Raw genomic sequence first — 13977 nt, forward strand, 5'->3', positions numbered from 1 at the left:
AACGATAATTATTATCACTATTAAGTTTAAATAAAGATTCTTTATGTTTTAATTCTACATAAAATTATTAATAACCAAAGGAATAATATGAACAAAACAAAATTAATTGCTGCTTCAATTAGTATCGCTGCTGTATTGGCATTCTCTGGATGTACTACAAACAATATGTCAATGAATGACTCGAGTAAGACTTTAGTAGGTACCTATACTAATATTGCTACAAAAAATTATTCAGATGCATTAAAAGATGCAGTTACTTTAAGATTTCAAATTGATGCATTTGCTACAAACCCTACAGATGCAAATTTAGCAAAAGCTAAAAAAGCATGGTTAGCTTCAAGAGAATCTTATGGACAAACAGAAATTTTTAGACTTTCAAATGGTCCAATTGATGCTGAAGAAGGTTGGATTGCTGAAGCATATGGTTCTTTAGAAGGACAATTAAATGCTTGGCCTTTAGATGAAAATATGATTGATTACACAACAGATGCTTCAGGTGTACGAACATCTGGAAATATTATTGATACAAAAGGTTCTTTTAATCCAGGCGGTGAAGATTCTTCAGCTGTAAATATTAAAAAAATCACAGTAAAAGCCTTAACTGCATTAAATGAAAATGGTGGAGATGCAAATGTTGCAACTGGATACCATGCTGTTGAGTTTATTTTATGGGGACAAGATCAAGATTATTCTAACTTTATTAAAGATGGTATTACTTCTGGTGATTTAGCAGCAGGTCAACGACCATTAAGTGACTTTACTACTGATAAAGGTGCAAAAAGAAGATTAGCATTCTTAAAAGCTGCAAGTGAAAAAATTGTTCAAGATTTAAGCGTAGTTTCTTCAGCTTGGGCAAATAATGGTACTTATGCACAAGCATTAAACTCTAAATTAAGCGGTGATGATGCAAATAAAAACATTGATAGAAAAACTGCTTTAACTCAAATTTTTGCAGGAATGGGTGTATTTATTAAATCAGAATTAGCAAATGAAAGAATTGCTGTTGCTGTATTAACACCATCAGAAGAAGATGAGCATTCTTGTTTTTCTGACAATACACACAGAGATATTGCACAAAATTATCAAGGTTTCAAAAATATCTTAACAGGTACTTATGAAGGTCATTCATATGGAAAAGCTCCAATTGATGCACTGGATGCAGCTACAAGAGCTAAGGTTGAAACATTAATGTCTTCAATTGAAGATAAAATTGAATCAATTAACATAATTGCTGAAACGTCAAGACATTTTGATAAACAAATCAGAGCAAATGATCCTCAATCTATTGTAATTGTAAAATTAAAAAATGAAATGAGAAAATTAGGTGATCAAATGATTAATGTTGCAAATGCAAATGGAATCCAATTATCAGTAGAAGATGTTACTGATGCAGACGAAACAAAAATGTAAATGAGAGTTAACGCTCATATATTAAGCCTTGTGACATTCTTTGTCACAGGGCTTTTTGCATTTGATACAAATTATTATACTCACCCATCTAAAAATGCATTTACCACCCCTTATTCCAATTTAAGTAATACTGAAATTGATACAGCAATGCTTGGAAAAAGTTTTTTTAAAGTTCCTTGGATTTTAGCCCCAGGCGCAACTACTGCTAGAGATGGTTTAGGTCCTTTATTTAATGCAAATACCTGTATTTCCTGTCATCCCAATAATGCCCTTGGTTCTGTTTATAATAAAAAGAATATTTCAAGAGCAATGGTTATTAGACTCTCAATTCCTAATTCAAAAAAAGATTTATCTTATTTACAAAGAGGCTTTACACCTGAACCTACTTATGGGGCACAAATAGCAATTAATGGCACCCATGACGTTCCTTTTGAGGGGAAACTAAACATATCTTATGAAAATATTTACTCTACCTATCAAGATGGGCAAACAGTAGTATTGAGAAAACCTATCTATTCCTTAAAAGATTTAAATTATGGTCCTTTACATAAAGATACTATTATATCTATACGAAAAGCTCCTGCTCTTGTTGGGCTTGGATTAATAAACCTTTTAAGTGATGATGAAATATTGAAAAATCAAGATATTTATGATGAAAATAATGATGGCATATCAGGAGTTGCTAATATCGTTTATTCAATAAAAGATAAAAAATTTATGATAGGAAAATATACCTATAAAGCAAGTGCTCCCAGTGTAGTACATCAAAGTGCTGCTGCTTTTATTAATGATATGGGACTAACGAGTTCTTATTTTCCAAGGGACAATTGTACAAAGTTCCAAATAAAGTGTAAAAATGCACCAAAAGGTAGACATAAATTAGATGTTCCCGATTTAAGATTAAATGCAGTTGCTTTTTATCTAAAACATCTAAAAGTACCTCTTGTAAAGACTAAAAACATACAAGGTGAAAAACTTTTTGCAAGCATTGGTTGTATATCCTGTCATGTAAGTGAACTAAAAACAAAAAACAATTTAATCATAAAACCTTTTTCTGATTTTTTGTTGCATGATATGGGTAAAGGGTTAAGTGATGGAAGAAGTGAATATAAAGCAGGTCCGCAAGAATGGAGAACTGCCCCTTTATGGGGTATTAATTCTTATAAAAAAGCGATAAAAAAGAACGTCGATTATTTACACGATGGAAGAGCTTCTACAATTGAAGAAGCCATTTTATGGCACGATGGTGAGGCAAAAAAAAGCAAAGAAGCATTTAGAAGCCTTAATGAAAAAAACAGACAATACTTATTAAAGTATATAAAGGAACTCTAGTGAAAAAGATATTTATAATACTCTTTATTGCGCTTGTTAATCTTAGTGCGCAAACAAATGTAATGCAAGATTTATTAAAAAATGTTTTAATAAAAAATACCCAAGACAGTATAAATAAAACAGAAAAATTTATTAAAGATTTAGAAGAAAATAAAGAACTTGATGTATTAAAAAATGACTTTTCTAAGCTTTTAATATCTTGGAAAAAAGTTGAAGCATTTTATGTTGCAGCAGATCTTAATGAAGATAATATTGACACCCCAAGATATATTGATATTTTTCATAATTTAAAAGAAAATTTAAAAGAACATATGGACAGAGTTGTAGCTTCTAAAGACAGCTTGGATTTAGCTATGTTTAAACATTCTTATAAAACAGTAAATGCCTTAGAAATCATTTTATTTGATGAATCTTTTACCCAAAGACACAGAAATATTTCAAAAATGATACTTGAAAATATTCTTCTAAGATTAAATCAAATTAATCATGTTTATCTTAATGACAGTGAAAGATTCTTACAAGAGTTTAAATGGAGCAATGATGTTATTATAAATATTTTAATTGACTCATCTTTTAAATTAAGAGATTGGAGAGTTGGTGATGTTGCAGGTTTATCAAGAAAGTACAGAGGAAAAAGTGATAATAGAAGAGCAGAATATTTTCTTAGCCAAAATTCCCTTCTTGTTATTAAAGCTATTTTAGACTCTCACAAAGAAGTAATGAATTCAGACACTTATGATTTTGGGGATATGCTTAATGACAATGATTATAAAAAAGAAGTTATATTAATTAGAAAGAGCATTCAAAGCGCTCAAGATAATTTAAAATATATTAAAAATGATGACTTTACAAAAAAGAATGTAAAAATACTTTACAAATCTTTGGATAATTTACATGTAACGTATTATAAAACATTAGTAAGTGCCCTTGGAGTTACTTCCAAAATCTTGGATGCAGATGGTGATTAATGGATTTATTCTTAGGATTTGAGTATTTAATAGATGCACATAAAAGAATTTTTTATGTGTATTTATTCAGTTCACTGTTAATTAGCATAGTATATTTGTATTTTCATCCAAAAGAGAAGAGAATTAACTTAAGCTCTAAACTTTGGCTGCACCCAAGTGCAAAAATAGATTATACGTACTTTTTTATTTCAAATATAATTAAAATTCTTTTAATTTATCCGTTGGTATTATCTGCTAAAACAGTGGCATTATTTATTGCACTTTTTTTAATTGAAACCTTTGGATATATAAGGCTTAGAACATCTTATGAACTTATATTATTTTTGTACACAATAAGTATTTTTATTTTTAGTGATTTTACACGATATCTGCTTCACCTAACTTTGCATAAAATTCCATTTTTATGGCGTTTTCATAAGGTTCACCATAGTGCAAAAGTATTAACACCCATGACATTTTATAGGGTTCATCCTCTTGAAAATATATTATTTGGTTTTAGATATGCGTTAAGCATTGGTTTAGTAACGGGGGTTTTTATTTATTTTTTCGGTGCTAGAATTGATATTTATACAGTTTTGGGTGTAAATATATTTGTTTTTTTATTCTCCATTTTGGGAAGTAATTTAAGACACAGCCATATAAAATTGTCCTATTATAAAAGTCTTGAAAATGTATTTATTTCACCTTTTATGCATCAACTTCACCACAGTACAAAATACCATAATAAAAACTTTGGCGGCTATTTGGCTATATGGGACAAAATATTTGATACACATCAAGGAAGTGAAAATATTAAAAGTGTAAAATTTGGATTAAACGATACAAAAAATTATAATTCAGTTTTAAAATTATTTTCAACTCCATTTAAAAACAAAGGAAAAAAAAATGTTACTTAGACCAATATTCCTAATTTCACTTGCTTTTTTATTTTTAGCCTGCGAAAATAAAGCACAGATAAAAATAATTGATACAAAAAAAGAAGAGTTAAGTTTAGGAAGAGCTTTATATTTTGATAAAAATCTTTCTTTAAACAAAACACAATCTTGTGCAACATGCCACAATCCGGAAGCTGGTTTCGTAGATGACAGAGACAATGGAGTACAAGCGCAAGCCTCTTTAGGGGATAATGGCACTTCAATAGGAGATAGACAAGCTCCCAGTGCAGCTTATGCTATGTTCTCGCCCTCTTTTCATTATGACAAAAAGAAAAAAGAATATATTGGTGGACAATTTTGGGATGGAAGAGAAAAAACACTTGCAGGCCAAGCAGGAGGTCCACCTACTAATCCGGATGAAATGGCTATGCCTTCAAAAAGTGCAATCGTTCGGCGTTTAAAAGAAAATTTATTTTATGTTGAAATTTTTAAAAAAGTATATGGAGAAAATATTTTCAAAAACGATGACACTGCGTATTTAAAAATGACAAAAGCCATTGAAGTTTTTGAGCAAAGTGACTTTTTTGCACCCTTTGATTCAAAATATGACAGATATTTAGAAGGAAGATATGATTTAACACCTTTAGAAGACTTAGGTCGCTCACTTTTTTATTCAAATGCAAATACCAATTGCAGTAGCTGTCACACTTTAAAAAAAGAAGATCAGAAAAGGGAAACTTTTTCAAATTATGAATTTCATAATATTGGAACCCCAATTAATACTGCATTACGAGCTAAAAATGGAGTGAGAAAAAAAGATGATGGTTTACTTAATAATCCTTTGGTAAAAGATATTAAACATCAAGGAAAATACAAAGTCCCAACGCTAAGAAATGTGGCAATTACTTCACCTTATATGCATAATGGTGTGTTTTCTGATTTAAAAACAGTAATACTGTTTTATGATAAATTCAATAATAAAAAGAATATTATAAACCCTGAAACAAATAAAGCATGGAGAAATGCGGAGTGGGAAAATACGATTAATAAAAAAGATTTAAAAATGAAAAAACTAAGTGAGAGAAAAGTAGATGCTTTAGTCGCGTTTCTTAAACTTCTTACTGATAAAAGATATGAACATCTTTTATTAAAAAAATAAAGAACTGGGATTAAGTATGTTTTTACTTAATCTCAAAAGTTGTTGAAAACTCTTTTTCATTATCAATAACTTTAAAGCTCCACAAACCTTTTATTCTTGCTTCAATATACCTAAAATCATATACAGAACCATGACCTGCAGGTACTAGGACCTCTTTTTCTCTGGATATATTTTCTTTAGGATTTATCCAAAATATTTTAATATTTCTATCATAAGATTTTCTTACATTAGAGTATTTACAAATAATAGAATTTTCTTCTTCTATAATCAAACAATCAGCGCCAGAAAAATCTTCTGCCGCACTTAAGATAGAAATACAAAAAGTAAACGCAATAAAAAGTTTATTCATCTTTGGGTCCTTCACTGTCCATATATTTTATCAAAAAATACTTTATTGGGGCATAAAATGTTGTAAGAAAAAGAACTGCAAAAAACAATTGAATCATTTTATAAAAAGTATATTGAGAAAAAAAATAATTGCTTATTAAATAAGAAATACCTAAAGCAAGAACAGTAGTAATTAAAATAGCTATAAGAACAACCGTATTATACTTCATAAGGTTCCCAAATTGTTTTTTGATTTAAAGGTACTCTGTTTTTTAAAATTTCAAAAGGAGTGTAGGCTTTTTTATAACCCATTGAAAAATGATCTTCTATCCAATATCCCAAATAAATATACTCTACATTCATCTCTTTTGCGATTTTAATTTGTGCTAAGATGGAATATTTACCCAAAGACAAGTGAGCATAATCATGGTCATAAAAACAATAAATAGAAGAAATAGAAGTAGTTAAAATATCAGATAAAGCAACACCCACTAGTTTATCTTCTACACAATAAAGTATTTCTTTTGCATAAGTAGATTTACCTTGTACGTATGAGCGTTGATATTCCATTGGTTCAATAGGTGTATAATTCCAATTTTTTTTATGATGCATAAATTCATGATACTTATCATATAAAGCCAAATGTTCAATACTTAAACTGGGGGTTTGAATATAGACTTTTGTATCTTTATTTTTATTAATTACTCTTTTTTCTGATTTGGAAAAAACATACTTTTTTACATCAATACGCATAGAAATACACTTAGTACAAGCTGCGCACTCTGGAACAAAATGCATTTTTCCAAAACGTCTCCAGCCATGTTCCAACATACCTTGATATTCAGATTCGCTACAAGACTGCATAAATTTATATCTTATGTCAGAAATTTCATTATCAAAATAAGAGCATTGTTTGTTATTTTCAACAAATTCTATGTGTTCATCAATTGTTTGCATAACTACTCGTTAATTTTTTCTTTTATTTCTTTTGCTAAAGAGCTGATTCTTTTAATTCGTTCATCAAAACCTAAAGAATCATCAATTAAGGTTTTAACAAAAGCAGAACCTACAATAACTCCATCAACACCTCTTGATTTTTCTTTACATGTATGCTCATCTACCCCAAAACCAATATATAATGGAGTTTGGCTGTATTTTTTAACGCAAGAGATTATTTCATTTAAGTCTTCACTTTTACCAGAACCTGTAATTCCAGTATATGCAACCATATAAATAAACTTCTTAGCATCGCTTACCACTTTTTTAATACGGGCTTCATCGTGAGTAGGAGCTACAAAAGAAATGATTTCTTGTTTATTTTTACGTGCTTCATTTTTATAGACTAAAGCTTCTTCATAAGGTAAATCAGGAATAATCAAACCAGATAGTTTTAATTCATTTGCTTTTTTTAAAAAGTCATTTATTCCATAAGCATAAAAAGGATTTAAATATCCCATTAACAAAGTATCCATTTCACAAGCAATTTTTTCACTTATTTCAAATAAATCTTTTAAGCCATAGCCATTTTGCAAAGCTAGAAAATTAGCTTTTTCAATAATAGGTCCATCTGCAACAGGATCTGAAAAAGGCATTCCTAATTCAATAGTATCTACACCTGCTTCTTTCATGCTTAAAGCCAAATCCACGGTAAAATTATTATTTGGATACGATGAAGTAATGTACCCTACAAGTTTTTTCAAAATATCGTCCTGTTATTTAATATAAAGCCATTTAAGTGCATAAAATATAGTTTTAGTAATTTCAATAATATTATATAGTATTTAGGCTAATACCTATCATAGCATATAATTAATATGTCTACCGTTATTAAAAGTAAAAAAAAGCTAAAAATAAGTGAGAATAAAGAAAAACAAACTATCTTTTTGATAAAATGATAATAATTTATACAAAAGAGGTCCAATGAGTATTATAAGAGCAGATTTTGAAAAAATGAATGTTAATAAAATTAGAAAAGCAAAAGGAAATAAAAAACTTACAGTAATAACAGCATATGATGCATTGTTTGCAAAACTTTTTGAAGAAATGGCAGATATGATTTTAGTGGGTGATAGTTTAAATATGAGTTTTGCAGGAAAAAAAGACACCTTAAGTGCAACCTTGGAACAAATGATCTATCATACCAATGCAGTTTGTACAGGAGCACCTAAAGCTTTTGTGATTTTAGATATGCCTTTTGGTTCTTATATTAACAAAGATCAAGCCTTAAATAATGCAGTAAAAGTTTACCAAGAATGCCCAGCTGCTGCCATTAAAATAGAAGGTGGAGAAGACAGAGCTTTTATAATTGAGCACTTGTGCAAAAATTCAATAGCAGTAATGGCACATATTGGGCTGATGCCACAATATGTAAGATCTCAAGGTGGATATAAAGTAAGAGGAAAAACACAAGAAGATATTGATCAATTAATCAAAGATGCCCTTGCTGTTGAAAAAGCAGGTGCTTTTTGTATAGTAATAGAGGGTGTTTTAAGCCCTGCTGCTAAAAAAATATCACAAGCAGTTTCTATTCCAACTATTGGAATAGGAGCAGGAAAAGATACCGATGGGCAAGTTCTTGTTTGGTCAGATATGATGGGTTTCTTTGAAGATTTTAAACCAAAATTTGTACGCCACTATTTAGACGGAGCAAACTTAGTTAAAGAAGCACTCAATAATTTTGTAAACGATGTGCAAAATGAATCTTTTCCAAGTAAAAAAGAAGAATATTAATATGCATAATATTGTAATATTCAATAATTTAAATACAAAGAGATAATATGGAACGTGTTGTAGAAGTAGAACAAATATCTTTTGAAGAAGAACATTCAGAACTAAGTTTAAGACCCAGTTCCTGGAACGATTATATTGGCCAAAGTAAAATCAAGAAAAACCTAAGAGTTTTTATTGATGCTTCTAAAAAAAGAAATGAAGCTTTGGATCATATTCTATTTTATGGACCTCCTGGTCTTGGAAAAACAACACTTGCTTATTTAATTTCAAATGAAATGGAATGTAATATAAAAATTACAGCAGGTCCAATGATAGAAAAATCTGGAGATTTAGCTGCTATTTTAACCAACTTAGAAGAAGGTGATATTTTATTTATTGATGAAATTCACAGGCTATCCCCTGCTGTTGAAGAGATTTTGTATCCTGCCATGGAAGATTATCGATTAGATATTATTATAGGTAGTGGGCCAGCAGCGCAAACGGTTAAAATCGATTTGCCTCGTTTTACACTTATTGGTGCAACTACAAGAGCAGGAATGTTATCAAGCCCATTAAGAGAGAGATTTGGAATGCATTTTAGAATGCAGTTCTACTCCAATGAAGATTTAGCAAAAATTGTTGAAGCAGCTTCTTTTAAACTTGAAAAACCTTCCAATTACGATGCTTCTTTAGAAATAGCAAGAAGAAGCAGAGGAACACCAAGAGTAAGTTTACGTTTATTAAGACGTGTTCGAGATTTCGCAGAAGTTAATAATGAAGAAAACATTAATCTCTCACGTTGTAAATATGCTTTAAATGAATTAGGCGTTAATGAAACTGGTTTTGATGAAATGGATATAAACTTACTTGAACTTCTTGTAAGTAATAAAGGAAAACCAATGGGTTTATCTACTATTGCAGCAGCCTTGAGTGAAGATGAAGGAACAATTGAAGATGCCATTGAACCTTATTTATTGGCAAATGGTTATATTGAAAGAACTGCACGAGGTAGAATTGCAAGTCTTAAAACTTACGAACTTTTTAGATTAAATCCAAACAATGAAGAAGGAGCAATAATATGAAAGCCCAGTACTTTTTAATTTCTTTACTGCTTATTTCTTTGTTTTTTTTACAACAACTTTTTGCTCCTTATTTAAAACCTTTATTGGTTGCTTTACTTTTAGCAGTAGCAACCAATTCAATGAATATTTTTTTCCAAAAAAAATTTAATAAATTATTGGCATCTGGAATTATGACCATCTTTTTAACTGCCATATTTTTCATACCAGTACTTTATTGTATTTTTTCTTTTGCTTCACTCATTAATAAAATTGATCAAAACATTTTATTATCAATCTTTGAAGCAACCAAACTTTGGGTAAATAATATTCCCGATGAATTTCTTATTTTAAAAGAACAGTTAATAGGTATTTTGGAAAAAGTTAATATCCCAGAGTTTATTCAAAAACTTTTGGCTTTTGGAGCTTATTTAGGAAAAAACTCGGCTTCTTTTATAATAGACATGTTTATGATTTTGATATTTTATTTCTTCTACAGTTTTTATGGTTCCCAATTAGCCAGTTATTTTAAAAATGCCCTGCCTTTAAAAAAAGAAGATTCAAATACTTTATTTTTTGAAAGCTCAAATGTAATGAGTATAGTATTGTATTCCATTTTAGTTACAGCCATTTTTGAAGGTTTACTTTTTGGAATCTTTATTTCTTATTTCTCATATGACGGGATTTTATTAGGTGTTTTATATGGTTTTGCTTCTTTAATTCCCGTAATTGGAGGTGTTCTAATGTGGGTACCTATTGCAATTTATGAATTGTACGCAGGAAATTCAGGAAATGCTTTCATTATTGCAATTTATTCTGTTTTAGTAATATCTGTTTTTGCAGATACATTTATTAAACCTGTAATTATAAAATATATCAATAAAAAAATTGTAAAAACCCCAACTAAAATAAATGAATTATTAATCTTTTTCTCAATAATTGCCGGAATATCTTCTTTTGGTTTTTGGGGAATGATTATAGGGCCAGCTGCTGTTACATTTTTTATATCACTAATAGAAGTTCTAAAACAGTATTCCCAACATCAAGAAGAGGAAAAAAATAAACTTAATTAAGAAAAGGTAATCACACCTTTTTTTACTAAAGAATGCAATTCATCTGGAATATAAACATCTTTGTCTACTTCTAACCATTTTAATTCTTTCATTTTTAATATTTGTGAAGGTAAAAGAGACAAATCATTGTTTGATAAAGAAAACTCATTAAGTTTATGCAGACCATCTAAACTTAAAGGCAAGGACAATAAACGGTTATTAGAGAGCCAAAGCTCTTCAAGGCTGTGTAAATGTCCAATTTCACTAGGTAAAGCTTCAATTTTATTATTAAACAAACACAGGTACTTTAATTTTTTGAGTTTCCCAATACTTAGAGGTAAAAATCGTAAGTTATTATCGTTTACCAATAATTCTTCTAGATTCGATAAATTACCAATATCATAAGGCAATTCAATTAAATTATTTTCAAAGATAAGCAAAGAGCGTAAAGCTTTTAAAGAACAAATTTCATTGGGTAAGGTTTGAAGCTTGTTTCCTAAAAGATTTAGTTTCTCTAGTTTTTTTAATTGCGAGATATGAACAGAAACTTCACTTAGTTTATTGCCCAGAACACTTAAAATTTCAAGATTTTTTAATTCAAAAATCTCTTTTGGTAGAACTGTTAAATGGTTTTTAGACAAAGAAAGTTCTTTCAAATTTTTTAAGTTTTTTATTTCTTTTGGAATGAACCTTAGACGGTTCTTATATAAATGCAGTTTTTCTAATTTTGTTAAATAACACAATTCTTTTGGTAAATAGGTCAAATCATATTTATATAAATTAAGCTCAACTAAATTAAGTAAATCTTCCTTATTTCTAGGAAGTCCTCTGGTATATTCTTTATTAAAGCTTTTTTTACTTTTATATAAATCATCAATTTTATTTTCATCTGCCCACAAATAAAGTTTATCAATCCAGTCTTGATTCTCAATTATTTGTATTTTATTATTAAGAATTTTTTTAGTAAGACCAATCATTACTTTTGATTTGTATAACATAAGAGAGGAACTCTGTTTTTTAATTAAAGAAGTATTGGGATTAGTCATTTTAGTGCTTTTGAAGGAAGTTTTTAATTTTTTCCATAATAGAATCTTTTTCTAGAAGTAACTCTTCTTGCATTTTTACAAAATAATCGTATATATCATCAATTTTATTCAGCATTATAAACGTTTCATTTTCTTTTAATGAAGTAATTTCAATTTTAATTTTTCTAATTTTCTCGCGTAAAATTGAAATTTTCTTTTTTAATATTTTTTTATCAAATAAAGAATCAGAAGCACTAATAAAACTCTCCCCACTTAAGAGTTGATGTAAAATATTACTTACTTTTTTAATGTCTTTTTGTTCATATGCTGCATTTAATTCTTTAAATATTTCTTCTGCTTCTTCTTTTTTCTCATCTTCTAGAATATCAGGATGACAAAGTCGCGAAGCTTTTTTATACAAACGTTTTAACTCTTTTTTATCTTCTTTACTTAAATCAAAAGAGTTAGCATATGAGAATTGTTTAAATTCATTGTGAAAATCTTCATAATCTTTTTTTGATTCTTTGTATTCTTCTTTAAAATTTTCATTTTCTTTAGACATATATTCATAATATTCTTCTCTTAAAACTAATATCTCTTCAATTAAATCTCCCAATTTTTTGTGGTACTTAATATTAAAATCATTAATGATATTATGATATTCTTCAACTTTATTGGAATAAAGTAAAAATTCTTTTTCTAAAATGGACAGTTCATGTTTAAGTCCTTGTATTTTTTCATCTTCATAAATAACAAGGCTACGAAATTGATTTAAGTAGTCATCAATTAAAGGAATGACTTTTTCAAAATTCGTATTTGAAATAAGATATAAAATAGACTCTACTTTATTGTCTATTTTTAAAAGCAGTAGTTTTTTAACTTGTAAATCTACTATTTCATTATCTTCTATAATAATTGAGCTTTTAATTATCTCTAATCGTTTTATTATTTCTTTCATGAACACCTTAAAAAATATTATTCTAAACTATTATACAAAAATATCTAAAGATTTTTTTATAATACAAGAAGATAGTGTAAAAATATATAATTTTTTAGTTTTTAGTTTTTTTTAAGAATAGTGTTTAAAGAGGCTATTAAGGGGGAAGAATCTTATTTTAATGTATTTCTTAAAATTATTTATACTAATTTTAAGAAATGTTCTTCTATCCTGAAACAAATTCACCTTTATAGGTGTATAAACCTTCTTGTAAATTACAAACACTAATAAAACCCATATCGTTCATAATATTTAAGCATTGAGCACTTCTGCCTCCACTTAAACAATATACAATACAAGGTGTGTTTTTCTCATTTTTAAGTACTTCCATACTCTCATAAAAAGAACTTGTAGGTACCAAAAAATCAGTTCCTTCAATTCTTTGTTGAAGATATTCATTCATCTCTCTGTTATCAATCAATAAAAAATGAATAATCTTTTTTGCTCTTGCAGCTAAGAGTGAAATTAACTCATCCCCTGAAAGTGAGTTTGAAGCCAATAATTCAAGACACTTTTTTTTGTTTAAAGAAGAGTCATTTGAAAATGAAATTTCATTAGGCATTTTAGAAAAACCTGTGAATGTTATATTAGTATTTTTTAGCATTTATATTCCATTTTTTTTTAAATTGTAATTAAAAGTATCATAAGAAGAACTTATAGATAAACATAGCTTCATTATTTATTTACTTTGCTGATATAAGAAGATAATGCACGTATTTCTTCTTTACTTAAGTTTTTAACCTGCCCTTGCATTAAACCTTTCATCATTTTTCCATAAGAGCCATCTTTATAACCCATTAATGCTAAATAAATTTTCTCTTCACTCCAGATGTTTATAACTTCTGATTTACCTAAAGCAGCTTTTTCACCTTTAAGCCCATGACAGGAAGAACAGGCTGCATAAAGTTTTTGAGCATTTATGGAAACAGTAACTTCCTTCATTTTATTAAGAACATCTTTTTTTGTTTCTTCAATAACATTTACAAGTTCTTCTTTTTTTACATCAATTATTACATCCATTTGTTCTTTTGTTTCTAAAATAACTTCTGTTACTATCGTTTTTTT

Annotated in this window: 16 protein-coding genes; 8 read left to right on the forward strand and 8 right to left on the reverse strand. The window is 28.5% G+C overall.

Annotated elements, in window-relative coordinates; translation table 11 throughout:
• The first annotated feature begins 87 nt into the window (after positions 1-87).
• From HRT41_00960 to HRT41_00980, 5 genes are read left to right on the forward strand one after another with little or no spacing between them, the layout of a single operon-like run.
• The gene (locus HRT41_00960) at positions 88-1410 is read left to right on the forward strand and encodes an imelysin (protein NQY22578.1); all 1323 of its coding nucleotides are present in this window, start codon (positions 88-90) and stop codon (positions 1408-1410) included.
• Positions 1411-2742: a thiol oxidoreductase gene (locus tag HRT41_00965; protein NQY22579.1), complete on the forward strand. Its 1332-nt coding sequence runs from the start codon at positions 1411-1413 to the stop codon at positions 2740-2742.
• The gene (locus HRT41_00970; protein ID NQY22580.1) at positions 2742-3710 is read left to right on the forward strand and encodes an imelysin; all 969 of its coding nucleotides are present in this window, start codon (positions 2742-2744) and stop codon (positions 3708-3710) included. The genes HRT41_00965 and HRT41_00970 overlap by 1 nt, the downstream gene beginning before the upstream one ends.
• Positions 3710-4606, forward strand: coding sequence for a sterol desaturase family protein (locus HRT41_00975; protein ID NQY22581.1), 897 nt, complete (start codon positions 3710-3712; stop codon positions 4604-4606). Before HRT41_00970 ends, HRT41_00975 begins: the two co-directional genes overlap by 1 nt.
• Positions 4596-5744 carry a c-type cytochrome gene (locus tag HRT41_00980; protein NQY22582.1) on the forward strand — a complete coding sequence of 383 codons (1149 nt, stop codon included), beginning with the start codon at positions 4596-4598 and terminating at the stop codon, positions 5742-5744. The genes HRT41_00975 and HRT41_00980 overlap by 11 nt, the downstream gene beginning before the upstream one ends.
• 22 nt (positions 5745-5766) lie before the next feature.
• Here the strand turns inward: HRT41_00980 and HRT41_00985 are convergent, their stop codons facing one another.
• From HRT41_00985 to trpA, 4 genes are read right to left on the reverse strand one after another with little or no spacing between them, the layout of a single operon-like run.
• A complete protein-coding gene (locus HRT41_00985; GenBank protein ID NQY22583.1) occupies positions 5767-6093 on the reverse strand; it encodes a hypothetical protein in 327 nt (108 codons plus the stop codon).
• Positions 6086-6301: a hypothetical protein gene (locus HRT41_00990; protein ID NQY22584.1), complete on the reverse strand. Its 216-nt coding sequence runs from the start codon at positions 6299-6301 to the stop codon at positions 6086-6088. The genes HRT41_00985 and HRT41_00990 overlap by 8 nt, the downstream gene beginning before the upstream one ends.
• Entirely contained in the window at positions 6291-7028 is a 738-nt protein-coding gene (locus HRT41_00995) for an arginyltransferase (GenBank protein ID NQY22585.1), read from the reverse strand. The genes HRT41_00990 and HRT41_00995 overlap by 11 nt, the downstream gene beginning before the upstream one ends.
• Before the next feature lie 2 nt (positions 7029-7030).
• Positions 7031-7771 carry a tryptophan synthase subunit alpha gene (gene trpA / locus HRT41_01000; protein ID NQY22586.1) on the reverse strand — a complete coding sequence of 247 codons (741 nt, stop codon included), beginning with the start codon at positions 7769-7771 and terminating at the stop codon, positions 7031-7033.
• A gap of 220 nt (positions 7772-7991) precedes the next feature.
• Between trpA and panB the strand changes: the two genes are divergently transcribed.
• From panB to HRT41_01015, 3 genes are read left to right on the forward strand one after another with little or no spacing between them, the layout of a single operon-like run.
• The gene (gene panB, locus HRT41_01005; GenBank protein ID NQY22587.1) at positions 7992-8801 is read left to right on the forward strand and encodes a 3-methyl-2-oxobutanoate hydroxymethyltransferase; all 810 of its coding nucleotides are present in this window, start codon (positions 7992-7994) and stop codon (positions 8799-8801) included.
• Between the two features lie 47 nt (positions 8802-8848).
• Entirely contained in the window at positions 8849-9862 is a 1014-nt protein-coding gene (ruvB, locus tag HRT41_01010; protein NQY22588.1) for a Holliday junction branch migration DNA helicase RuvB, read from the forward strand.
• Positions 9859-10911, forward strand: a complete 1053-nt coding sequence (locus tag HRT41_01015; GenBank protein ID NQY22589.1) for an AI-2E family transporter — start codon at positions 9859-9861, stop codon at positions 10909-10911. Before ruvB ends, HRT41_01015 begins: the two co-directional genes overlap by 4 nt.
• Here HRT41_01015 and HRT41_01020 read toward each other — a convergent pair.
• From HRT41_01020 to HRT41_01035, 4 genes are all read right to left on the reverse strand, one after another.
• A complete protein-coding gene (locus tag HRT41_01020; protein NQY22590.1) occupies positions 10908-11936 on the reverse strand; it encodes a leucine-rich repeat domain-containing protein in 1029 nt (342 codons plus the stop codon). The two genes, HRT41_01015 and HRT41_01020, sit on opposite strands and share 4 nt — an antisense overlap.
• 1 nt (position 11937) lies before the next feature.
• On the reverse strand, positions 11938-12873 hold the full coding sequence (locus HRT41_01025; GenBank protein ID NQY22591.1) for a DnaJ domain-containing protein: 936 nt from the start codon (positions 12871-12873) through the stop codon (positions 11938-11940).
• A 205-nt stretch (positions 12874-13078) separates the two neighbouring features.
• The gene (locus HRT41_01030) at positions 13079-13516 is read right to left on the reverse strand and encodes a rhodanese-like domain-containing protein (GenBank protein NQY22592.1); all 438 of its coding nucleotides are present in this window, start codon (positions 13514-13516) and stop codon (positions 13079-13081) included.
• Positions 13517-13587: 71 nt separating this feature from the next.
• Positions 13588-13854: a c-type cytochrome gene (locus HRT41_01035; protein NQY22593.1), complete on the reverse strand. Its 267-nt coding sequence runs from the start codon at positions 13852-13854 to the stop codon at positions 13588-13590.
• Between the last annotated feature and the right edge of the window lie 123 nt (positions 13855-13977).

It is taken from the genome of Campylobacteraceae bacterium (assembly GCA_013215945.1).
Lineage (GTDB): Bacteria > Campylobacterota > Campylobacteria > Campylobacterales > Arcobacteraceae > NORP36.

Excerpts from the sequence above, each read along its gene's own strand:
- ruvB (NQY22588.1), top strand. The coding sequence starts at position 8,849 with ATGGAACGTGTTGTAGAAGTAGAACAAATATCTTTTGAAGAAGAACAT.
- HRT41_00990 (NQY22584.1), bottom strand. The coding sequence starts at position 6,301 with ATGAAGTATAATACGGTTGTTCTTATAGCTATTTTAATTACTACTGTT.
- HRT41_00975 (NQY22581.1), top strand. The coding sequence starts at position 3,710 with ATGGATTTATTCTTAGGATTTGAGTATTTAATAGATGCACATAAAAGA.
- HRT41_00965 (NQY22579.1), top strand. The coding sequence starts at position 1,411 with ATGAGAGTTAACGCTCATATATTAAGCCTTGTGACATTCTTTGTCACA.
- HRT41_00960 (NQY22578.1), top strand. The coding sequence starts at position 88 with ATGAACAAAACAAAATTAATTGCTGCTTCAATTAGTATCGCTGCTGTA.
- HRT41_01020 (NQY22590.1), bottom strand. The coding sequence starts at position 11,936 with ATGACTAATCCCAATACTTCTTTAATTAAAAAACAGAGTTCCTCTCTT.
- HRT41_01025 (NQY22591.1), bottom strand. The coding sequence starts at position 12,873 with ATGAAAGAAATAATAAAACGATTAGAGATAATTAAAAGCTCAATTATT.
- HRT41_01015 (NQY22589.1), top strand. The coding sequence starts at position 9,859 with ATGAAAGCCCAGTACTTTTTAATTTCTTTACTGCTTATTTCTTTGTTT.
- HRT41_00980 (NQY22582.1), top strand. The coding sequence starts at position 4,596 with ATGTTACTTAGACCAATATTCCTAATTTCACTTGCTTTTTTATTTTTA.
- panB (NQY22587.1), top strand. The coding sequence starts at position 7,992 with ATGAGTATTATAAGAGCAGATTTTGAAAAAATGAATGTTAATAAAATT.
- HRT41_01030 (NQY22592.1), bottom strand. The coding sequence starts at position 13,516 with ATGCTAAAAAATACTAATATAACATTCACAGGTTTTTCTAAAATGCCT.
- HRT41_00985 (NQY22583.1), bottom strand. The coding sequence starts at position 6,093 with ATGAATAAACTTTTTATTGCGTTTACTTTTTGTATTTCTATCTTAAGT.
- HRT41_00995 (NQY22585.1), bottom strand. The coding sequence starts at position 7,028 with ATGCAAACAATTGATGAACACATAGAATTTGTTGAAAATAACAAACAA.
- HRT41_01035 (NQY22593.1), bottom strand. The coding sequence starts at position 13,854 with ATGAAGGAAGTTACTGTTTCCATAAATGCTCAAAAACTTTATGCAGCC.